Source organism: Rhizobium sp. BT03, from assembly GCF_030053155.1.
Lineage (GTDB): Bacteria > Pseudomonadota > Alphaproteobacteria > Rhizobiales > Rhizobiaceae > Rhizobium.
In genome coordinates, this window is record NZ_CP125642.1 from 136,661 (window position 1) to 157,250 (window position 20,590).

19 protein-coding genes are annotated in these 20,590 nt (G+C 62.8%); 8 read left to right on the forward strand and 11 right to left on the reverse strand.

What is annotated here, in order from left to right:
* Nucleotides 1-171: 171 nt before the first annotated feature.
* From QMO80_RS25410 to QMO80_RS25420, 3 genes are read right to left on the reverse strand one after another with little or no spacing between them, the layout of a single operon-like run.
* Nucleotides 172-1,272 (reverse strand): D-TA family PLP-dependent enzyme, encoded by a 1,101-nt coding sequence (locus tag QMO80_RS25410; RefSeq protein WP_283201101.1) that lies wholly within the window; start codon nt 1,270-1,272, stop codon nt 172-174.
* Entirely contained in the window at nt 1,273-2,748 is a 1,476-nt protein-coding gene (locus QMO80_RS25415) for a M81 family metallopeptidase (RefSeq protein WP_283201102.1), read from the reverse strand.
* Nucleotides 2,749-2,777: 29 nt separating this feature from the next.
* Complete coding sequence (locus tag QMO80_RS25420; RefSeq protein WP_283201103.1) at nt 2,778-3,260, reverse strand: hypothetical protein; 483 nt, start codon at nt 3,258-3,260, stop codon at nt 2,778-2,780.
* Nucleotides 3,261-3,371: 111 nt separating this feature from the next.
* Here QMO80_RS25420 and QMO80_RS25425 point away from each other — a divergent pair, with 111 nt between their 5' ends.
* From QMO80_RS25425 to QMO80_RS25445, 5 genes are all read left to right on the forward strand, one after another.
* On the forward strand, nt 3,372-3,761 hold the full coding sequence (locus QMO80_RS25425; RefSeq protein WP_183610415.1) for a RidA family protein: 390 nt from the start codon (nt 3,372-3,374) through the stop codon (nt 3,759-3,761).
* Between the two features lie 21 nt (nt 3,762-3,782).
* Nucleotides 3,783-4,646, forward strand: a complete 864-nt coding sequence (locus QMO80_RS25430; protein ID WP_283201104.1) for a MurR/RpiR family transcriptional regulator — start codon at nt 3,783-3,785, stop codon at nt 4,644-4,646.
* Nucleotides 4,647-4,671: 25 nt separating this feature from the next.
* A complete protein-coding gene (locus QMO80_RS25435; protein WP_283201105.1) occupies nt 4,672-5,448 on the forward strand; it encodes an SDR family oxidoreductase in 777 nt (258 codons plus the stop codon).
* Nucleotides 5,449-5,546: 98 nt separating this feature from the next.
* Nucleotides 5,547-6,770: an MFS transporter gene (locus QMO80_RS25440; protein WP_283201106.1), complete on the forward strand. Its 1,224-nt coding sequence runs from the start codon at nt 5,547-5,549 to the stop codon at nt 6,768-6,770.
* A 75-nt stretch (nt 6,771-6,845) separates the two neighbouring features.
* Nucleotides 6,846-8,048: an ROK family transcriptional regulator gene (locus QMO80_RS25445; RefSeq protein WP_283201107.1), complete on the forward strand. Its 1,203-nt coding sequence runs from the start codon at nt 6,846-6,848 to the stop codon at nt 8,046-8,048.
* A gap of 2 nt (nt 8,049-8,050) precedes the next feature.
* Here the strand turns inward: QMO80_RS25445 and QMO80_RS25450 are convergent, their stop codons facing one another.
* On the reverse strand, nt 8,051-8,965 hold the full coding sequence (locus QMO80_RS25450) for a DMT family transporter (RefSeq protein WP_283201108.1): 915 nt from the start codon (nt 8,963-8,965) through the stop codon (nt 8,051-8,053).
* A 276-nt stretch (nt 8,966-9,241) separates the two neighbouring features.
* On the opposite strand from QMO80_RS25450, the gene QMO80_RS25455 reads away from it, so the two are divergent.
* Nucleotides 9,242-9,982: an AraC family transcriptional regulator gene (locus tag QMO80_RS25455; RefSeq protein WP_283201221.1), complete on the forward strand. Its 741-nt coding sequence runs from the start codon at nt 9,242-9,244 to the stop codon at nt 9,980-9,982.
* Nucleotides 9,983-9,994: 12 nt separating this feature from the next.
* Here the strand turns inward: QMO80_RS25455 and QMO80_RS25460 are convergent, their stop codons facing one another.
* The gene (locus QMO80_RS25460) at nt 9,995-10,996 is read right to left on the reverse strand and encodes an NADP-dependent oxidoreductase (protein ID WP_283201109.1); all 1,002 of its coding nucleotides are present in this window, start codon (nt 10,994-10,996) and stop codon (nt 9,995-9,997) included.
* Nucleotides 10,997-11,184: 188 nt separating this feature from the next.
* Here QMO80_RS25460 and QMO80_RS25465 point away from each other — a divergent pair, with 188 nt between their 5' ends.
* Complete coding sequence (locus tag QMO80_RS25465) at nt 11,185-11,661, forward strand: helix-turn-helix domain-containing protein (RefSeq protein ID WP_283201110.1); 477 nt, start codon at nt 11,185-11,187, stop codon at nt 11,659-11,661.
* Nucleotides 11,662-11,738: 77 nt separating this feature from the next.
* Here the strand turns inward: QMO80_RS25465 and QMO80_RS25470 are convergent, their stop codons facing one another.
* The 6 genes from QMO80_RS25470 to QMO80_RS25495 are packed head-to-tail and all read right to left on the reverse strand — an operon-like array spanning nt 11,739 to nt 19,158.
* Nucleotides 11,739-13,760 carry a beta-N-acetylhexosaminidase gene (locus QMO80_RS25470; RefSeq protein WP_283201111.1) on the reverse strand — a complete coding sequence of 674 codons (2,022 nt, stop codon included), beginning with the start codon at nt 13,758-13,760 and terminating at the stop codon, nt 11,739-11,741.
* A gap of 51 nt (nt 13,761-13,811) precedes the next feature.
* The gene (locus QMO80_RS25475) at nt 13,812-14,756 is read right to left on the reverse strand and encodes an ABC transporter ATP-binding protein (protein WP_283201112.1); all 945 of its coding nucleotides are present in this window, start codon (nt 14,754-14,756) and stop codon (nt 13,812-13,814) included.
* Entirely contained in the window at nt 14,753-15,568 is an 816-nt protein-coding gene (locus QMO80_RS25480; protein ID WP_283201113.1) for an ABC transporter ATP-binding protein, read from the reverse strand. Before QMO80_RS25480 ends, QMO80_RS25475 begins: the two co-directional genes overlap by 4 nt.
* Nucleotides 15,565-16,467: an ABC transporter permease gene (locus QMO80_RS25485; RefSeq protein WP_283201114.1), complete on the reverse strand. Its 903-nt coding sequence runs from the start codon at nt 16,465-16,467 to the stop codon at nt 15,565-15,567. Before QMO80_RS25485 ends, QMO80_RS25480 begins: the two co-directional genes overlap by 4 nt.
* Nucleotides 16,467-17,447: an ABC transporter permease gene (locus QMO80_RS25490; RefSeq protein ID WP_283201115.1), complete on the reverse strand. Its 981-nt coding sequence runs from the start codon at nt 17,445-17,447 to the stop codon at nt 16,467-16,469. The genes QMO80_RS25485 and QMO80_RS25490 overlap by 1 nt, the downstream gene beginning before the upstream one ends.
* 19 nt (nt 17,448-17,466) lie before the next feature.
* Nucleotides 17,467-19,158, reverse strand: coding sequence for an ABC transporter substrate-binding protein (locus tag QMO80_RS25495; protein WP_283201116.1), 1,692 nt, complete (start codon nt 19,156-19,158; stop codon nt 17,467-17,469).
* Nucleotides 19,159-19,495: 337 nt separating this feature from the next.
* Here QMO80_RS25495 and QMO80_RS25500 point away from each other — a divergent pair, with 337 nt between their 5' ends.
* Entirely contained in the window at nt 19,496-20,404 is a 909-nt protein-coding gene (locus tag QMO80_RS25500; protein ID WP_283201117.1) for a flagellin, read from the forward strand.
* Nucleotides 20,405-20,590 lie beyond the last annotated feature (186 nt).

Below are 20,590 nucleotides of genomic sequence, written 5' to 3' on the forward strand. Positions count from 1 at the left end.
ACTCGCCCGTACAGCCGATGTCGGCCATTGGCGGCCGAAGTCATTTGCCGCGCTCAGCGCACGCTTTGCGATATCAGCGACTGCATCCTTTGATACGGAGATCGCCAGCAATCCACCAATAACTGCGGCCTTACATGCTCAGAGTCATTTCGCCCTCAACCGAACCGACCCCTACCAGACCAGCCCACGGGCCGCGACTTGCTCGACGCGGGTCACGACACCACCCCGATGAAATACCATCGTGTCGAACAGGTTCGACACCACGCAGGTGTGGTTCGGGATGATGAAGAGCTTTTCGCCGATCTGCGGCCGGGGGCCGGTGCAGTTGGAGAGATCGATCACGCCGTGTTCTTCCGAGAGGCTGGTGATCCGCGCCTGGGGATAGCCGACGATCAGGCCGTAATCGCTGAAGCCCTGGAGATCCGAGGTCAGCGCTTTCGAGCCGGCATCGATGACGGCGCGGTCGCCGGTCGGACGGGAGACGATGGTCGCCAGCACATGCATGGCGCAATCGTCCTCGGTGCAATGGCCCATGCGCACCATCTGGCGGTCGTTGTAGATATAGGTGCCGGCGCGGTGTTCGGTGGCGGATTTGACGAGATGCGCCTCGAACAGGCTCGGCGTTCCGCCATTGCTGACGATCGGGCAGGCGATGCCGTCGGATTTCAGGCGGTCCAGCGTCTCGGTGATGAAGGCTTCGACGCTGGCTGCCGATTGCGGCTTCGGATAGGTGACGATGCCGCCGAAGGTGAGGCCGTCGGCAGCGGCGATGCGCCTGGCAAGTGAGGCTGCTTCTTCCGGCGTCTGCACGCCGCAGCGGCCGCCGCCGGTGTCGCATTCGACGAGCACCGTCAGCGGCTTGTGGCCGGAGAAATGCGCTGCCAGCCCGTCGACTGTCTGTTCGCTGTCGGCGACGACCTTGAGATCAGAAATGCGCTCGTTCAGCCTGGCCAGGCGCTCGAGTTTCTGCTGTCCGAGGATGTTGAAGGTGATGAGGATGTCGTTGAAGCCGGCTTCGGCGAAAACCTCGGCTTCCGTGACCTTCTGGCAATTGATGCCCTTGGCGCCGGCGGAGACCTGGGCGACGGCGAGCGCCGGGATCTTGTGGGTCTTGATATGCGGGCGGAAGTTCAGCCCGTGCTCATCCATATAGGATTGAACGCGGGCGATGTTGGCAGCCAGCCGGTCTTCGTCGATCACGGGGCGCGGCGTCGAGAGATCGGCGATCCGGTCTCCTGCCTTGGCGACGACGGCAAAGCTGCGATCAGGCATTCAGGCGGCTCCGCGTTCTCTTCCGTGTGGATCGGCCACGATCGGCCATATCGTCTTCGGCGCCCGCCGGTACGGCGTCGTCGCCGGATTATTGGGATAGGGCGTTCCGGCGGAGCAGTAAAGGATTTCGGCGGCGATCCTGGAGAAGGAGGCGAAGAAGTGATTGGTGGATTTGATCACCAGGATCTTCTGCTTGGCGGGATCGATGCCCATCACCGAAAACAGGCTCGGATCGAAGCTTTGGGCGCGCGTCGAATTGAGGATGATGTCGATGCCGTCGAGCACGATATGGGCGGCATCGCCGAACGGCGCCAGGCTCTCGCCGAACTGCATCTCGGCATTTTTCACCAGCCTGACGATCTTGACCGTGCCGTCGATCGGATTGCCGGTGCCGGGCGCCGATTTGGCGCCGAAGCGCAGCGGAATTTCCGCCCCCTCGCCTGCCGCAAAACAGATCTGCACCGCCATCGGATCCCAGATGGTGCCGATGGCCGCGCTGCTGACGCCGCGGGCCATCAGCTCGGCGAGGATGACGGTCGCGTCGCCCGCCGTGCCGCCGCCCGGATTGTCCCAGACATCGGCGATGACGACGGGCCATGCGGTGGCGGCCACTGCACGCGAGACGGCTTCCCTCTCGTCGATCTGCGGCACCATGAAGGTGCCGCGCTTGGAGAAGAGTTCGAGGCCGAGGTCGCGCGCCAAGGCTGCGCCCTTTTCCGGCTTGTTGTCGGTGACGACGAGCAGCTTCGTTCCCATTTCGGGAACGTCGCCGACCATGAAGCCGTGGATCACCGAGATCGACAGGATATCGGGATCATCCTTTTCGATCCGCATGATCTTGTCGACGAAGGAGCGCATCGGCTCGCGCGAGGTCGGAAAGACGTCGATCATCCGGCAGTCGAACACGGAGATCGCGGGCTTGACCCGGCCTTCCAGCGTGTCGACGGCGATGCGCCAGAGATCCTCGGCGCGGTCGACGAAATCGGTATGCGGAAACTCCTTGAAATAGACGGCGAAATCGAGGGCGGCGACGCGTTTGGCCGTCAGGTGGCTGTGCGGATCGAGTTCGGCGCAGATGAGGACGTCAGGCCCGACGATCTCGCGCATGCGCTGGAGAAGATCGCCTTCGGTATCCTCGTATCCGGCTGCCACCATGGCGCCATGCAGGCCCATGACGACGGCGTCGACAGGCATGGCCGCTCTCAACTGGCCAAGGATTTCGTCGCGCAGTTCCTCATAGGTCGCCCGGTTGACGAGGCCGGCGGGGTCGGCCCAGGTGGCGGTGCCTTCGATCAGCTGCCAACCCTTTTCCCGGGCGACGCGGCGGCCGACGGTGATCGGCGCGGTGCAGAGCGTCGGTGTCTCCGGGTGCTGGCCGGGGGGCGCATAAAGCGAGGCTTCGAATGCGCGGCGATCCACGCAGATCGGGGAGAAAGTATTGGTCTCGGTCGCCAATGCCGCCGTGAAAATGCGCAAGAAAGTCGCCTTCGTGTTGTCTTCCCGCTTTAGCCCATCGGGTTCGGCAGGTAGCCCGTGAAACCTGAGATCTTCCAGCGCCCCTGGTGCAGCCTGCAATAATAGAGCGTCTGCCATTGCAGCACGTCGCGGGTGCCGTCAGCCCTGGTAATGCCGCCGTCGAATTTCTTGCGCACCAGCGCCGTCTCGCCTTCGATCTCGATATCCTCGAGCGTCGTCGTGGTGAAGATCGCCGTGCGGGGATCTTCCGCGAAGCTCTGCTCGGCGAAATCCTTCGCCTGCCTCAGCCATTCCTGGCGATAGGCCGACAGCGTCGGAAAGGCCAGGCGCCACCGGTCGGGGCTCACCTGCTTCTGGGCATCGATGCCGATGAAGCCCTCTTCGACGAAATCATGCTCGACCTTCGACCAGTCGGCGGCGAGAAAAGCATCGATATCGCGCGGAACGAGCATTTCCCAGATCGCCTGCCGGGCGTTGTCGGTGGGGAAAGGATTCTGGAAAGGGTCGCGCATATCAGCCCCGGATTGAAATTCTTTTCATAATCCATGTTTTTCACTGGTCAAATTCTGCTTTCTATGGTCATTTGTCAACTTATCAAGAAAATAATTTGCAAGGACTTCAGCATGCCCATCAAGCGCTATGGCACTGTTCAAACGGGGGCCGGCGGCAAGGCGCTGCCTTTCGCGCGTGCGGTCGAGGCCGACGGATGGCTCTATGTTTCCGGCCAGGTTGCAATGGAAGATGGCGAGATCATCGACGGCAACATCATCGCCCAGACCCACAAGACGATCGCCAATGTCCTGGCGATACTCGACGAGGCCGGATACGGCGTCGAGGATGTCGTGCGCGTCGGCGTCTGGCTCGACGATCCACGCGACTTCTGGACCTTCAACAAGATCTATCAGGAGTATTTCGGCGAGCATCCGCCGGCGCGCGCCTGTGTGCAATCGTCGATGATGGTCGATTGCAAGGTTGAGATCGACTGCGTGGCCTATAAAAAGAAGGATGCATAAGGAATAAGGGCGGGAGCGGCTTTGGATATCTTTTCGACATTGCAGGAAGACAAGGGCCGGCTCTCTCCCTCCGAAAGCCGCATCGCCGAGATCATCGTCAACGATTTCGAGTTCGCGGTGAACGCCTCGATCATCGAGCTTGCCGAACGGGCCGAAGTCTCGCCGCCGACCGTCACCCGCTTTTGCCGGCGGCTCGGCTGCGAGAGCTTTTCCGATTTCAAGGTGCAGCTCGCCCGCACCGCCCATATCGGCGTGCGCTATCTCAAGCCGGAATCGAAAAGCACCGATCCGGCCGATGTCGCCCAGGATATCATCACCAAGGCGCAGAACGCGCTGTTTCTGCTTCATCGCTCGCTCGATCTGGCGGCGATCGAAGCCGCCGTTTCTCATATCGCCAAGGCCGATATGATCTATGCCTTCGGCTCGGGCGGCAATTCGTCGATGATCGCCGACGAGCTGCAGAACCGCCTCTTCCGCCTCGGGCTTCGCATCACCGCAAGTTCCGATCACAGCATGCAGCTGATGATGGCGGCCGCGGCAAGGCCGGGCGACGTGCTGATCGGCTCGTCGTTTTCGGGGCGCAATCTGGAGCTGGTGCGGGCCTTCGAGCTTGCCCGCGGCGCCAAGGTGAAGACGATCGCGCTGACCCAGACGGAAAGCCCGGTCGCCAAGGCGGCCGAAATCGTCGTGCCGATCGACTTGCCCGAGGGCAACAATATCTACCGCCCGACCTCGACACGCATCGCCTATATCGCGACGGTCGATATTCTGTCGAGCCTGGTCGCCTATGCGGTTCAGCCGAAGGCGACGACCACGCTGCGGCGCATCAAGCAGCAGCTCGTCATTCACCGCGACGGCGACGACCGGCAATTGCTTGGAGATTGAGGCTGATGAACGGGAGCGACGGAAAATGACCCAGTCGATAGCGATCGTGACCGGCGCGGCCGGCGATATCGGCGCGGCGATTGCCGCCCGCCTCGCCGATGACCATGATGTCGTGCTGCTCGCCGATATCGATGCCGCGGCGGCGGCGGCCGTCGCTTCGAAGCTCGGCCCGGCCGATCGCTTCGTCGCTGCCGGCTGTGATGTGACCAGCGAGGCGAGCATAGCGGAATTGGTCAGCCGCGCCGCCGAGGCCGGCGTGGTGCGAACCCTGGTCAACAATGCCGGTGCGGCGCGGGCCACCAGCCTGCACGAGACGACGCCGGAGATCTGGCGGGCGGACAATGCGCTCAATCTCGAAGCCGCCTTCCTGTGTTTCCGCGCCTTCGAACCGATGCTGAAGGCGTCGAAGGGCTCCGTCGTCAACATCGCCTCGGTCAACGGCATGAATGTCTTCGGGCACCCGGCCTATAGCGCCGCCAAGGCCGGCCTGCTGCATTTCACCCGGCTGGTCGCCGTCGAATACGGCAAGTTCGGCATCCGCTCCAACGCCGTCGCGCCCGGCACGGTGAAGACGCAGGCCTGGGAGAAACGCGCCGCCGCCAATCCGAATGTCTTCGAGGAAGCGCGCCGCTGGTATCCGCTGCAGCGGGTCGTCGATCCCCGGGATGTCGCCAATGCCGTCGGCTTCCTGGCCGGTCCGCTCGCCGCCGCCATTACGGGCGTCTGCCTGCCCGTCGATTGCGGCCTCACCGCCGGCCAGGCCGAACTGGCGCGGACCTTCTCGCAATCGGAGCATTATTGAAATTCAGGGCTGCGATCTTCGAGCTGAAACGATAGCATGATCTTCCGGACTGCCCGCCGCGGCTGCGCCTGCCGATTTCCCTGACAATTGATGACCCCATGAGCCGCCTCTTCCCCGACGTTTTCCGCAATCCGGCGATCCGCGCCAGCATGATCGCCATTTTTACTTTCGGAATGGCGGGGGCGATGACGGCGCCCTATCGCTCGATCGTCGGCATCCGCGAACTGGGCCTGAGCGATGGCCTCTATTCCTTCTTGAGCTTCGCCTCGGCGGCGGTGAACGTCGTCGTCAGCGTCCTGCTCGGCAATCTTGCCGACCGGCTCGGCGAATACCGTTCGGCGATGATCGGCGCTTGCATCTTCGGCATCGTCGGTTACGGCATGGTCTATGCCTTTCCGAGCGCGGCCATCTTCGCCATCAGCGGGCTGCTGCCATTGCCGATCTTCGGGGCGCTGAATTCGCTGCTGTTTGCCAATGCGCGCGCGGCGATGCAGGGCATGAACCGGAATGACATGGTGACGGCCAATTCAGGCGTGCGCGCGATGATCTCGCTCTCCTGGGTGCTGATCCCAGGCATTACCGGCCTGGTGCTTTCGGGCGCATCGAGCATGCTGCCGGCCTATCTCTTCGCCGCCGTCTCCTGCCTGCTATGCCAGGCCATCATCCTCTTCGCCTTGCCGAAGCGGGCGGGAACGGAGATGGCCGCGGCTCACCACCTCAGCTATCTCGGGGCGCTCAGGCAGGTGGTTTCGCCGCGGATTTCGGCGCATATCGCAGGGGTGGCGCTGATCACCAGCACGCTGCATCTCAATGACGCGCTTTTGCCGCTGATCGCCACAGGTGCTGCGCATGGCGGGCTGAGCGATGTCGGCATCCTTGTCGGCATCGTCGCGCTTCTGGAGGTCGTCTTCATCATCGTCTGGTCGCGGATTGCGCGGAAGACCGGCCAGATGACGGCGCTTGCCGCCGGCACGATCATCTATGCCCTGTTCCTAAGCCTTCTCGGCTTTGCCTCGCAGCCGTGGCACCTCTATGCGCTGACCTTGCTCGCCGGCATCGGGGCTGCGGCGATCATCAGCATTCCGATCACCTATCTGCAGGATCTCATTGCCGATCGGCCGGGCCTCGGCAGCGCGCTGATCTCGGTCAATATTTTTGCGAGTGCGGGGATCGGCGCACTGGTCTTTGCTGTCGGCACATCGGTCGCGGGTTATTCCGGAACCGCCATTCTGAGCGCCGTCACCGGCCTGTCAGGAATCACGATCCTCGGCCTGCTGCAGCGGCGCCTTGCCGTTGCGCGTGCCGATGCCGAGGTTGAATAGACCTGACAAAGAATGTGGCTTTCATCGCTATCCGTCTTGTGACAAGGGTGAGGCACCATTTCCTTTGAAGGTCACATGAAGGCGATTTCCGGCACGAATCTCGAGCAGGCCAAATCTCACAACCGGCGTGTGGTGATCGAGGCCGTGCGGACGCACGGTCCCTTGTCGCGCGCGGCGATCGCCCGGATGACGGCGCTGACCGCCCAGACCGTGTCGAATATCGTCGAGGAACTGGAGCGCTCGCATCTTCTCGTTCCGGCCGAGGCGCAGAAGCTGGCGCGCGGCCAGCCGATCATCCCCTATTCGATCAATCCCGCCGGCGCCTATTCGATCGGCCTCGAGCTTGGCCGCCAGCGCGCCAGCGGCGTCCTGACGGATCTTTCCGGCGCCGTCTGCGCCCGCATCGAGCGCCATGTCGAACATCCCGATCCGCAGAGGGCGATGCCGGTTCTGCAAGCGCTCGTCGAGGATCTGCAGCAGGCATTCGCCTTCGACCGGCACCGGCTGCTCGGCGTCGGCATGGCCCTGCCCGGCCGGTATGCCGCTGGCGGCATCACTTCGCTCAGCCCGCAGAACCTGCCCGGCTGGCAGGATTTTCCGGTCGGGCATGAGCTGGAGCAGCGGGTCAAGGTGCCGGTGCTGGTCGAAAACGATGCGACATCAGCCGCGATCGGCGAGCGTCTTCACGGCGTCGCCCGCGGTTTGAGCAGTTTCGTCTATCTGTTTCTGGCCGGCGGCGGCGGCATCGGCGCCGGAATGTTCCTCGACGGCCATCTCTATAAGGGCAGCCGCAACAATGCCGGCGAGATCGGCCATATCATCGTCGAGCCGCACGGCAAACTCTGCAGCTGCGGCAAGCGCGGCTGCCTCGACCGCTACGTCTCGCCGACCGTCGCTTACGAATTCATGGGCATCGCCAATGCCGAGGAGCTATCGCCCGACGATCTCGACGCGCGGATCGCCGAGGGCGGCGAAGGCCTGGACGCCTGGCTCGGCCAGGCCGTCCAGCCGCTGCGGCAGACCCTCGACTTCCTCGAACTCGCCTTCGATCCGCAGACCATCGTGCTCGGCGGCAGTATCTCGACCTCGCTGATGGCCCGGCTTGCCGAGCGGCTGGAGCCGCTGCACACCCCGATCGACCCCAATCAAAAGCGGATGGTGCCCCGCGTCATGATCGGCATGACCGGCAAGGATACCGCGATCCTCGGCGCCGCCGCCCTGCCGATCTTTTCCGAAACCAATCCACGCTTCGACGTCCTGCAAAAGCCGGTCGGCTGATCTCACTCGCCCGCCGGCGCCCTCGCCTCTGCTTGCAGCGCGCGGCGGGCTGGAGGCCGCGCAAAGATGACCACGTTGCCGAGAAGCGTCAGCGCCAGGCCGATCAGGCCGAGACCGGTCCAGTGGTAGCCCTCGAAGACCGTCGACAGCGACAGGGCGACGATCGGGAACAGGACGGTGGCATAGGCGGCGCGTGAGGAGCCGATGCGCGACACCAGCATGAGGTAGGTGGTGAAGCCGATCACCGATCCGATTGCTGCGAGATAGAGCAGTGCGGCAAGATACCTGATGTCGGGCGGCGCCACGACCGACGTTTGCGTCACGGCAATCAAGAAGAGGAGGAAAATCGCGCCATAGGTCATGCCCCAGGCATTGGCGGTCAGCGGTGAGATCCCGGCCGCGCTGTTTCGGCGCGACGCCATATTGCCGAGCGAGAAGAACAGTGTGCCGAGCGCCGCGAGCCCGATCCCTTTCAACGTGCCCAGATTGAAATCGACGCCAATTTCCTCTGCGAACAGCAGGAGGAGGCCGGTGGCGCCGAGCGCGGCTGCCAGAAGCGTGCGGCCGGTAATGCGGTCGCCGAAGAACAGGCGCGCATTGACGGCATTGTAGATCGTTGCGAGCGAGAAGATCACAGAAATCAGCCCGGACGGGATATAGCCGGCGGCGTTGTAGAAACAAATGAAATTGAGGCTGAACAGGCAGAGCGCTTGCGCAAGGATGAAAGGCTGATCGCGCAAGGCAGGCAGCTTCAGCCGCCGCATGACAGCCAGGATGGCGACGAGGATCACGGCCGCGAGCGCAAATCTGTAAAAGACCGAGACCAGGACCGGCACGGGACCGACCTGCATCGCAATGGCGATCCAGGTCGTCCCCCATATCAGGACGGTCGCGATGAAGAGAGCGGCATTTGCCATGGAGTGATCCTCGTTTTCTCGATCGATAGGCCAACCGTGAGCCGGGCTCTTGCAGATTCTTGCTACGAAATTTATTGCCCCGGACTTCCTGCTCGCCACGCGGACCGTCCACCGGTATTATTCGCGAGGACGTACAGGTGTGAGGAAGAATAGGTGAAAGATAGCCGCCTCTCGGTTTTCAGCTTTTTGTCCGCATCCCCCTCTGCTCTCATGTCGCAGTCGATCGATTTGGGGTTCGGGCGATCGGCGGCCCTCTGGAGCAATGGCAGCGACAGGATGAGCTATGAGCGGCCGGACGGACATACGTTCAGCCTCTATCTCACCGGCGGCGCCGGAACGCGCCGTCTGGATGGCGGCTCCGCGGCGCGGGGCCGGCCCGGAGCCCTGTGCATCATGCCGCAGGGGCACTCGTCCGAATGGGAAATCACCGACCCTTTCGAATTCGTCCATCTCTACGTTCCGGACGATCAGATGCGCCGGATGTTTGCCGAGACGTTTGACCGCGATTCCAGGCTTATGGTCCTTCCCGAAGCGACCTTCGCGGATGCACCCGCCCTGGCGCGTACGCTTCGGCAGATGACGCAAGCGATGTCGGCGGGCGACCATCTGTTGGCTGAAGAAGCGATGACGCAGACGATCAAGGATTTCTTCGTTGATCCGCGTTACGCAGGGATGCGTTCCCGCGCCATCAGCGGCGGGCTCGCTCCTCATATCAGGCGCCGGATCGTGGACTATATCGAGGCCCATCTCGACGAGACGATCCGCTTGCAGGATCTGGCAGCCATCGGGCAGCTCAGCGCCTTTCATTTTCAGCGGATGTTCCGGGCAAGCTATGGTGTGTCCCCGCATGGCTGGGTGGCCCACCGGCGTGTCGAGCGCGCCAAGTCGATGCTATCAGGCACGGATCCCATCGCGCAGATCGCTTCGGCCTGCGGCTTCAGCAGCCAGAGCCACATGACCCGGGCATTCAAGCTGGGCACCGGCGTCACGCCCTCTGCCTACCGGCAGCGACCGTGACGCGCCTCTACCTCACTTCACCGCGATGACGACCTTGCCTTTCGCGCGTCCCGTTTCCACATAGGCCAGCGCCTCGTTGGTCTTCTCGAATTGGAAGGTCCGGTCGATGACGGGGCGGATGGCGCCTGCCTCGATCAGCGCGGTGATCTTGCCGAGCTGCGCGCCGTTCGCCGTCATGAAGAGGAAGGAATAGCCGATCCCCCGGCGTTTCGATTTCCGCCGGATGCCGAAGCTCAAGAAGCGCATGACCTGCTGCAGCGGCCAGCCGAGGCCGTTTTCCCTGGCGAAATCGGGATCGGGCGGACCCGATATCGAGATCAGCTTGCCGCCGGGCTTGAGGACGGCGAGCGATTTCTCCAGCGTGTCCTTGCCGAGGCTGTTCAGCACGACGTCATAGCCCTTCAGCAGCTTTTCGAAATCGTCCTTCTTGTAATCGACCACCACGTCGGCGCCGAGGCCTTTCACCAGATCGACGTTTGCCGTGCTCACCGTCGTCGCCACATGGGCGCCGAGATGTTTGGCAAGCTGGATCGCGATGGTGCCGACGCCGCCGGAGCCCGCATGGATCAGCACCCTCTGCCCCTTCTGCAGCTTGGCGCGCTCGATCAGCGCCTGCCATGCGGTCAGTGCCGCAAGCGGAATGGATGCGGCCTCTTCCATGCCGAGATTGGCGGGCTTCAGCGCGAGATCGGCAGCGTCGATGGCAATATACTCCGCGAACGTGCCGATGCGATCCTGGCAGGGCCGTGCATAGACCTGGTCGCCGGGCTTGAAATGGCCGACATTGGCGCCCACCCGCACCACGACGCCGGCGACATCATTGCCGAGCACCAACGGAAGCCGGTACGGCACGATCAGCTTGAACTCTCCGTCCCGGATCTTGGCATCCAGCGGGTTGACGCTGGCGGCATGGATCTCGACCATGACGTCATTCTCGCGCAGCTGCGGTTCAGGGCTCTGGCCGAGCCTGAGGGCGCCGCCTTTCTTGTAGCGATCGATCAGGAATGTTTTCATGGCACGAACTTTCGTTTCTGTGAGGAGCCGGCGGCGCGGCAATGCAGGTTCAATCGGGAAGCCGGTTGAAACCAGGCAATGCCGGGTTCTCTCCTGCTCGTCGACGCGCCTTCGTTTTGACGTGGAACATCCATGCGCAACCTGTTACTATCAAATCGATAGCTAGTCACTACTAAAAAGATATCGACATGAGGAATCTTTCGGAACAGCCGTGCCTGATCGCCCGCAGCCTGGCGCTTGTCGGCGATGCGTGGAGCATGCTGATCATGCGCGACGCCCATGCGGGGCTGACCCGCTTCGATGATTTTCGAAAAAGCCTCGGCATCGCCCCGACCATGCTGACGGGGCGGCTGTCATCGCTGACCGAGGAAGGGCTGCTGCAAAAACGCCGCTATTCCGAGCGTCCGCCGCGCGACGAATATGTGCTGACGGAAGCCGGCCGCGACTTTCTGCCGGTGCTGTTTGCGATCGGCGCCTGGGGCCGCAAACACCGCGGCGGCGGTGACGTCACCCGCTTCTTCGACGCCGAGACCGGAACCGAGATCGATCCGGTCACCATCGACCGGGCGACTGGCGCTCCTGTTGGAACCCGTCCTATCCGTGTCGCCGCACCCGGCTGTAAGCCGCCTGCGGCGGATGACGATGGTGCCGGCAACTCCCCTTGACGCAATGCCGGCATCCTTGCCACCACCGCCTCCCGCGATGGCAAGGATAGTCCGCAAATCAAAGCTCGGCCCGAGCGCTACGACTGTTGCAGCCCGTAAAGCAGCGGCATCAGCCCTGCGAGCGCCTTGAAGCGTTCCCATGACTTGGAGGAGGGTTTCGTCCAGCCGGTTTCGGCAAGTCCGGAGATACGCGGGAAAACGAGGCGGTCGAAAACGGCGCGGTCCGTCATCGGTTCCGACCAGATGCAGGCCTGGATGCCGAGCAGTTTCTGTTTCTGCGCTGCCGTCCAGCCTTTGAGCGGATCGAAATTATAGAGTTTTTCGGCGTCCGACGTTCCCGCCCAGCTGGCGCCGGGCTCGTCCCAGTCCGGCCGCAGCGCCATGTCGAGGTAATAGACCTGCCCGGGGCAGACGACCATGTCGTACCCGCGTTCGGCAAGTTCGGCCGAGACCTCGACATTGCGCCAGCTGCAGAGATAGCTCTTCGCTTTGTCGATGACATCGCCGTGGGCCGCCTCTTCCCAGCCGCCGGTGATGCAGCCCTTGCCCGCCAGGAAACGCTGCACCCGTTCCAGGAACTCCGCCTGCAGGATGGCCGCGCCTGAGCCATGGATATCATCGGCGCCATGCGTATTGGTGACGACGTTCAGCCGCTTGGCATGCGCATCGGCAACCGCGTCGCCGGCCACACTGCGAAGGCGGGCGAGCGCTGCGGGCGAGCCGGACCACGCCCCGAGCGGCACCTCGTCGGCGCCGAGATGGATCACCTTGAACGGAAAGAGCTCGATGAGTTCCGAAAGGATGGTCTCGACGATCTCGTAGGTCTTCTCAAGGGCGGGATTGATGCAATTGTCGGGAAAGCCCTGAACCGAATAATAGCTGCCGACTTCGGCCGGATCGCGCAGTTCGGGTATCGCCTGCTGCATGGCGTAGCAATGGCCGGGCATGTCGATCTCCGGCACGATCTCGACGCCGAAGCTCTTTGCCTCAGCGACGATCTCGCGGATGACTGATTTGGGATAATAACCGCCTGTGCGGGCCGGGCTGGAGCCCAGCAGCGGCGGAACGGCAAGGCCGTGGCCGCGCCAGGCGCCGATTTCGGTCAGCGCGGGATAAGCGTCGATCTCGACGCGCCAGGCCTCGTCGTCGGAAAGGTGCCAGTGGAAGCGGTTGAGCTTGTTCCAGGCAAGCACCGCGATCAGCTTCTTGACCTCGGCCGCGCCGTAAAACTGGCGGGCGACATCGAGATGCAGGCCGCGCCAGCCCATCGCCGGCTCGTCGACGATCTCGCCGGCTGCAGGAAACTGGAAGACCCCGGGATGCAGCCTGGCGCCGCGCCAGATCTGGCCGAGCGTCACCAGGCCGTAGAGAAAGCCGGTCCGGCTGCTTGCCTCGACGGTCAAGGTTTCCTCGTCGAAGCTCAGCCGATAGGCTTCGGGGCCGAAGCCGGCGGCATCCTTCAGGGTGACGGCCACGGCACCTTCCGCCTCGGTGCGCACGATGCCTTCGACGGCGAAGAGATGTTCCACCAGCGCCGCGAAGCTCTGCGCCGCCGCCTCCCCTTCGCCGCTCTGCGCCCGCGGCGCAAAACCGGCCGGCAAGGGACGACGGGAGGCGACCGCCACATGGTTTGGCCAGGGAATGATCGACACCTGAACGGGCGCGTTGGCGGGAACCGGATAGATCTCGGCGCCTCGCTTCAGGGCCGCATTGCTGACCGAAGAGCGCGTCGGCTCGATGCCGAGCACGATGGTGCCGCCGTCGGAAAGCGCGAGATAGGCGCTCGTTGCGCCGTCCGTCCAATGGCGGAACTGCCAGCTCAGCGCGAAAACCGAGATCGTCCAGGTCTCGCCGGCGGCGAGAACAAAATCGGCCGGCGGCTGGAATTCGGTGAAATTGGAGAGCCGCTTCGAGACCGTCGCACCTTCGACCCGCCCGGCCGGATCGACGCGGCCAGGGCCGCTGACGCAGAGGGAGAAATGCGAGAGCGGCTCGCTGCCGAGATTCTTGAGGCGCAGCACATAGGAGAATTCCTTGCCGTCGGCAGGCGGGTTCCAGAGAGTTTCGAGCCGCAGGGCCTTCGGTCGCGGTGTGGACATGATCACTCTTTCCTTTTGAACATTGGCCTCTTGAGAAGCAGGCTTTTGAAATCAGCTCTTGTGCATTCCGGCATTGGAAACGCCGGGCGCGCGGATGAAATGGTTAGGCCCGACCTGTTCGATCACGGTCGATTCCGGGCGGCTCAGCGCGCGCACCTTTTCCGCCTGTTCGAGGAAACGCGCGCTTCCGCCGGTCACGAACGGCCTGCTGCCGTCGGGAACGGCGGAAAGCAGCAGCCGCGTATAGGGATGGCTGGGATGGGAGAGAACCCTTTCGGTGTCGCCCCATTCGACCATCTGGCCGGCAAACATCACGACGATCTCCTCGGCCACATGCGCCGCCGTTGCGATATCGTGGGTGATATAGAGCATGGCGAGGTCGTTTTCACGTTTCACCCTGGCGAGCAGATCGAGAATATCCTTGCGGATGGAAACGTCGAGCATCGAGGTCGGCTCGTCGGCGACCAGCACGCTCGGCGCCACGGCCAGCGCCCGGGCGATATTGACGCGCTGGCGCTGACCGCCGGAGAGTTCATGCGGGAATTTCCGCCGGGTCACATCGGGGTCCAGCCCGACGCTTGCCAGCAGCCGGGCAATCTCCTCGGCAAGCTCCGTTCTGGCGCCGGCGGGCCGATGCAGTTGCAGCGGTCGCGCCAGATGATGGCTGACGGTGAAGGCCGGATTGAGCGAGGAGAACGGATCCTGAAAGACCATCTGCACCTCCCTGCGGTAGCGATGCCCATCCCCGGTCTCGCCGCGGGCGGTCAGCTCCTGCCCGCGGAAAAACAGCCTGCCGCCGGTCGGTTTGTCCAGGCGCGCGATGATGCGGGCGCAGGTCGTCTTGCCGCAGCCGGATTCGCCGACGAGCGCCAATGCCCGGCCGGGAAAGAGCGAGAAGGACACGCCTTTCAGCGCCCGGACCGCACCGAAATCGCGCTTGATGTCCTCGAGCCGGATCACGGCTTCGGCGGTAACGGGATTTGGCTCCGCTTTCATGCCATGAGCTCCGATAGATGCGGATTGCCGGGAAGCTGTGGAATGGCGTTCCAGAGCTTGCGCGTATAGTCGTGCCGCGGCGCATGGGCGACCTGGCCGACGTCGCCCACTTCGACCAGTTCGCCCTTCAGCATGACGCCGATGCGCCGGCAGAGCTGCGCCATAAGGTGCAGGTCATGGGTGATGAAGAGCACGGAGAAGCCGTAGGTTCGTTGCAGGTCGACAACCTGTTCGAGGATCTCCCGCTGCACGACCACGTCGAGCGCCGTCGTCGGCTCGTCCATGATGATGAGTTCGGGTCTGAGCGCCAGGCAGATCGCGATGACGATGCGCTGGCGCATGCCGCCGGAGAACTGGTGCGGGTAGTCGCCGATGCGATGGGTGGGAATGCCGACGAGACGGAACATCTCTTCGGCCCGCGCCCGGGATTCCGCCTGCGAGCAGCCGGTGTGCCGGCGCAGGACGTCGTGGAACTGCGCCTCGACCCGCATCAGCGGATTGAGCGAATTCATCGCGCTCTGGAAGACCATGCCGATGCGCTTCCAGCGGATCGTCTGCAGCTCGCGTTCCGGCAGTCTGAGCAGATCCTGGCCGGTGAGCCGGATGCTGCCGCCGCTGATCCAGGCGGGCGCCTTGGAAAGACGGGTGATGGCATAGGCGATCGTGCTCTTGCCGCAGCCGGATTCACCGGCAAGCCCGAAGATTTCGCCGCGGCCGATCGTGAAGGACACGTCCTTGACGGCGCGGAACTCTCCCTTGTCGACGAGGTAGTCGACATTGAGCTTTTCGATTTCCAGCAGATTGTCGCTCATCGGCCAAGCTCCAGTTCCCGGTTGCGGGCGCGGTTGAGGCGGAACCAGCGGGTCAGCGCCGGGCCGGAGCGCAGCTGCGGATTGGCGATCTCGTCGAAGGTGAAATTCAACAGGGCAAGCCCAAGGCCGGTCAGCGCAATGCCGAGCGCCGGCACTCCGATATCCCACCAGGCGCCGACCATGATCGCCGAGGAATTCTGGGCGTTGTAGAGCATCGTGCCCCAGGAGACTTTCAGCGGATCGCCGAAGCCGAGATATTCGAGCGTCGTCTGGGCAACGATGGCGTAGATGATGCTGCCGACGAGGTTGATGCCGATCAGCGTCGTCAGGTTCGGCAGGATTTCCACGAAGATGATGCGCCAGGCCGGCTCGCCGATCATTTTCGACGCGGTGACGAAATCGCGGTTGCGCAGCGCCATCGTCTGCGACCGCGTCATGCGGGCGCCCCACGGCCAGGAGGTCAGCGCGATGATCGTCATGATCGTCAGCGGTCCCACCGTGCCGGCGAAGGAGGCGAGCAGGATCAAGAGCGGCATGTTCGGGATGACGAGCACGGCATTCGTCGTAAGGTCGAGCCACGCATCCGTCCTGCCGCCGGCATAACCGGCGATAAGCCCGATGGCGGTGCCGAGAACGGTGATGGCAATGCCCGTGGCAAAACCGACCGAGAGAGAGCTGCGGGCGCCCCAGACGAACTGGCGATAGACGTCCCGCCCCATTTTGGTGGTGCCGAGAACATGTTCGATCGACGGCGGCTGATGCGAGCGTCCCACACGCGCTCCGGGCTCGCCGGGTGCAACGAGCGGCGCAAACAGTGCCATCAGCCACAGGACGGCGATGATGATCAGGCCGGCCAGTGCCTTCTTCTGCTTGAGGATAGGCCATAGCGTAAAGTTCATCACGCAGCCTCCCGCAATCTCGGATCGACGAGCCCGTAAATCATGTCGACCAGGAAGTTGGCGCCGAGGGTCGCGAGCGTCATCAGCAGCAGCTGGCCCTGGATGACCGGGTAATCGCGGGCGATGCTCGCAGTATAAAGCGTCAGTCCGAGGCCGGGATAGTTGAAGACGATCTCGGTGACGATCGAACCGCCGAAGACGGCGCCAAGCATCAGCGCCAGGTTGGTGAGAACGGGAAGCATGGCATTGCGGGCGCCGTAGCCGAACATGACCGTGAGGTGGCTCAGCCCCTTGGCGCGGCCCATGGTCACATAGTCCTCGCCGAGCACCGAGATCATCGACGAGCGCATCGTGGTCTGGAATTCGCCGATCAGAAACGGCGAAAGCGTCAGCACCGGCAGAATCGCATGGGCGAAGACGCTGCCGGCAAAGGTGAAATTGAAGGCGGGATCGAGATTGGGATCATAGGCATAGCCCACCGGAAACCAGCGCAGCGAAACCGCGAAGACGAAAAGCGTCGTCAGTGCCACGATGACGGGCGGCACCGAAATCATGATCACCGACAGCGGCGAGACGATCGTGTCGAAACGCCCGCCGCGGCGCCAGGCCGAAATTGCGCCCAGCACGACACCGACGCAGAGCGAGAAGATGATCGCCGTCGTCACCAGGAAGACGGTCCAGAGCGCCGAGCGGCCGAGAACCTGGACGACGGTCTGGGGATAATATTTGACCGAGACGCCGAGATCGAAGGTGGCAAGCCCCTTCAGATAATCGGCGAATTGCCAGAGCATCGGCTGGTCGACCGCGCCGAAACGCGCCTTGATCGCCTCGACGGCGGCAGGCGTTGCCCGCGGACCGAGCTGGGCGACCATGGCATCGACCGGGCTCCCCGGCATCAGCCGGGGAAGAATGAAGTTCACGACGATGGCGAAGGCCAGCGCGACCGCATAGACGCCGAGGCGCCGGCTCGAAATGCGCATTTCCGCTCCCCCGCTGGGTTTAGCTGACCGGCTTGAGACGCAGCAGATGCATCAGGCGCATGCGGTTGTTGTCATGATCCTCCGGGTTCATCACCGGATCCTTGTCGGTCACCCAGCCGGTGAAGCGCTTGCTGGAGAACTGATACCAGGTCGGGCCGTTGAAGACGGGCACGACGGGGAAGTCGTCGGCGATCAGCAGCTGAATGTCGTTGAAGATCTTCTTGTGATCCTCATCCGAGGTCGCCTGCAGATACTGATCGAAAAGCGCGTCCAGCTTCGGGTTCGAATAACGCGAGGGGGCGCCGGTGATGCGCCCGCCATAGGCTGTGGAAAGGCTCTGGTAATAGCCGCGAAACGGGGTTGCGCCGTCGGCGCGGGAATTCATGACGACCTCGAAGCTGCCGTCGATGATCTCTTTGCGCCATTGTTCGTATTCCGGGGTGGCGACCGACGCGTTGATGCCGGCGGCGCGCAGGCCTTCGACCGCGATCTGGACCGCATCGATCCAGTCCGTCCAGCCGTTCGGAACGATGATCGGGAAGGCGATCGGCTTGCCGCTCGGGGTTGTGCGGAAGCCGTCGGCGCCCTTCTTGTAACCCGCATCGTCGAGGATTTTGTTGGCCTTCTCGGTATCGAAGCCCATGAAGGCGTCCTTGTCGCCTTCCGCCTGTTTGTTGCGCCAGCTTTCGAAGCGCGGCGGCAGGCCGGTCGCATGTTCGTTGACGACGGGATAGCCGAAGCCGGCAATGTCGACCATGGACTTGCGATCCATGGCGAGGCTGAAGGCATGGCGGAAGTTCAGGTCCTTATAGGCCTCGAGGTTGCCGTCATTGCCGCTCTTGAAGTTCATCTGGAAGGCGACGGTTTCGGCCGGCGGCTGCCAATAGCCGTTGTGATCGGCGTCCAGCGCCACGAAGGTCTTGTCGATCTGGGGAATGAAAGATCCGATCCAGTCCATGTTGCCCTCAGGCAGAATGGCGAGCATCTGGTCGTTGCCGGAGATCTGCGGCAGCCTGAGGCAATCGACATGCAGCGAGGCGGCATCCCAATAGTTCGGGTTGCGGCACTGCTCGTAGACCTGCGGCGTGAAGCGGCGCAGCTCCGTCATCGGGCCGGAACCGACCGGCTTCTCGTTCTTGAAGGCGACAGGATCGGAAACGTCCTTCCAGATATGCTCGGGAACGACGGCGAGATCGGCAAGCGTTTCCGGGAAATCGGAATTGACCGCCTTGAGATCGATCTTCACCTCGGTCGCCGACGGCGTCTCGACGGAGGCAACGGTCTCGCCGACGCCGACGGTATCGAGCGCGGCATTCTTCAGCATCAGATCGATCGTATATTTCACGTCGGCCGAGGTCAGCGGCTGGCCGTCGGACCATTTCAGATCGGGTCGTAGCGTGTAGGTGACCGATTTCATGTCCTTGGAGAATGTGTAGGCGGTCGCCAGCCGGAAGACCGGCTTGCCGCCGTCCTCGGCATTGAAGATGACCAGCGGCTCGTAGATGAAATCCATCGTGCTCTGCCGACGGCCGGCAAGATCGAACGGATTGAAGTTCTGAACCCAGCTGGTCTGCTCCTCAATGTGCATCGTCAGCACCGATTCAGCGGCCGCGCTGCCAGTCCCGAAGGCGGTGAGCGCCGTCAGGGCGGTTGCTGCCGCTGAGCCGGTACGCATGGACATATGGCGGAATAGGCTTTTGCTTGATCTCATTCCAACGTTCCCTTGTTGTTTATTTTTAGAGTCAATCAAATTGATTTAATATTGATAGTCAGTTTCCCGCCGCCCCGTCAATTGCCGATCTCAAATTTTTGCGGGGAGCATCCGGAGCCGATTTCGGCGGGCATCGACGGGCGCGATTTCATGGTGAACAAAAAAACAAGGGCTGGGCTCGCTGCGTTAACCATTAAGGTACTTTTAAGTACGATAATTAACCCAACGATGGCGAAATTGATCGGAAACACTGGTCGATAAGCATGAGGCTGCTCGCCACGGCCGGGATGTTTCCCCGGGTTTCAACATATTCAACCTCCGAAGCAGGCGAACTCCGATGACGAGCATCAATACCAACAACTCAGCGATGTCTGCCCTTCAGACGCTGCGCAGCATCAATTCCAGTCTCGAAACGACACAGAACAGCGTCTCCACCGGCTATCGGGTCGACAGCGCATCCGACAATGCCGCTTACTGGTCGATCGCCACGACGATGCGCTCCGACAACAAGGCGCTGTCGGCCGTCTCCGATGCACTCGGCCTCGGCGCCGCAAAGGTCGATACCGCCTATACGGCGATGGACAGCGCGATCGACGTCGTCGACGAGATCAAAGCCAAGCTGGTGGCCGCGACCGAAGACGGTGTCGACAAGTCGAAGGTCCAGGAAGAAATCAGCCAGCTGCAGGAGCAGCTGATGAGCATTGCCCAGTCGGCATCGTTCTCGGGCGAAAACTGGGTCGCCGGCGCCGACGGCACGAAAAATGTCGTATCCTCCTTCGTTCGCGACGGCTCCGGCGCCGTTTCCGTCAAGATGACGGACTACGTTCTGGATACCAGCTCCGCCGGCAACGTGCTGTTCGGCATGAGCGGCGGGTCGATCGAAACCTCCACGGGCATCCTCGGAACGGCCGATGCAAACGGCGATTCCGTCTACTCGCTCGACATTACCGATTTTACCACCGGTCAGATCCAGTCGGCGCTCTCGACCATCGAATCCGCGCTGTCGGCGATGACCTCGGCAGGTGCGCAACTGGGTTCGATCTCGACACGCATCGATCTGCAGGAAGACTTCGTCGGAGCGCTGTCGGATTCGATCGACTCGGGCGTCGGTCGGCTGGTCGATGCCGACATGGAGGAGGAATCGAGCAAGCTCTCCGCCCTGCAGACGCAACAGCAGCTCGCGATCCAGTCGCTGTCGATCGCCAACTCCTCGTCGCAGAACATCCTGTCGCTCTTCCGCGGCTAATCGCAAACGCCGATGCAAAGCGTCCCGGGCGTATAAAGCGCCCGGACCCCATTCACAGATCGAACATCGAGCCTGGCCTTCCCGGTCGGGCTCGATTCTATTTGGTGACCCTTTTGCCCTGATATGCCGGTTGACATGTCGATCGCTAACATGGTCGGTATTGTTACCGGGCCGGAAAATGCCCGT

Coding starts and splice junctions, on each gene's coding strand:
- QMO80_RS25450 (WP_283201108.1), bottom strand. CDS start 8,965: ATGGCAAATGCCGCTCTCTTCATCGCGACCGTCCTGATATGGGGGACG.
- QMO80_RS25495 (WP_283201116.1), bottom strand. CDS start 19,158: ATGAGATCAAGCAAAAGCCTATTCCGCCATATGTCCATGCGTACCGGC.
- QMO80_RS25460 (WP_283201109.1), bottom strand. CDS start 10,996: ATGAAAACATTCCTGATCGATCGCTACAAGAAAGGCGGCGCCCTCAGG.
- QMO80_RS25480 (WP_283201113.1), bottom strand. CDS start 15,568: ATGAGCGACAATCTGCTGGAAATCGAAAAGCTCAATGTCGACTACCTC.
- QMO80_RS25440 (WP_283201106.1), top strand. CDS start 5,547: ATGAGCCGCCTCTTCCCCGACGTTTTCCGCAATCCGGCGATCCGCGCC.
- QMO80_RS25435 (WP_283201105.1), top strand. CDS start 4,672: ATGACCCAGTCGATAGCGATCGTGACCGGCGCGGCCGGCGATATCGGC.
- QMO80_RS25475 (WP_283201112.1), bottom strand. CDS start 14,756: ATGAAAGCGGAGCCAAATCCCGTTACCGCCGAAGCCGTGATCCGGCTC.
- QMO80_RS25455 (WP_283201221.1), top strand. CDS start 9,242: ATGAGCTATGAGCGGCCGGACGGACATACGTTCAGCCTCTATCTCACC.
- QMO80_RS25410 (WP_283201101.1), bottom strand. CDS start 1,272: ATGCCTGATCGCAGCTTTGCCGTCGTCGCCAAGGCAGGAGACCGGATC.
- QMO80_RS25485 (WP_283201114.1), bottom strand. CDS start 16,467: ATGAACTTTACGCTATGGCCTATCCTCAAGCAGAAGAAGGCACTGGCC.
- QMO80_RS25470 (WP_283201111.1), bottom strand. CDS start 13,760: ATGTCCACACCGCGACCGAAGGCCCTGCGGCTCGAAACTCTCTGGAAC.
- QMO80_RS25490 (WP_283201115.1), bottom strand. CDS start 17,447: ATGCGCATTTCGAGCCGGCGCCTCGGCGTCTATGCGGTCGCGCTGGCC.
- QMO80_RS25425 (WP_183610415.1), top strand. CDS start 3,372: ATGCCCATCAAGCGCTATGGCACTGTTCAAACGGGGGCCGGCGGCAAG.
- QMO80_RS25420 (WP_283201103.1), bottom strand. CDS start 3,260: ATGCGCGACCCTTTCCAGAATCCTTTCCCCACCGACAACGCCCGGCAG.
- QMO80_RS25445 (WP_283201107.1), top strand. CDS start 6,846: ATGAAGGCGATTTCCGGCACGAATCTCGAGCAGGCCAAATCTCACAAC.
- QMO80_RS25500 (WP_283201117.1), top strand. CDS start 19,496: ATGACGAGCATCAATACCAACAACTCAGCGATGTCTGCCCTTCAGACG.
- QMO80_RS25465 (WP_283201110.1), top strand. CDS start 11,185: ATGAGGAATCTTTCGGAACAGCCGTGCCTGATCGCCCGCAGCCTGGCG.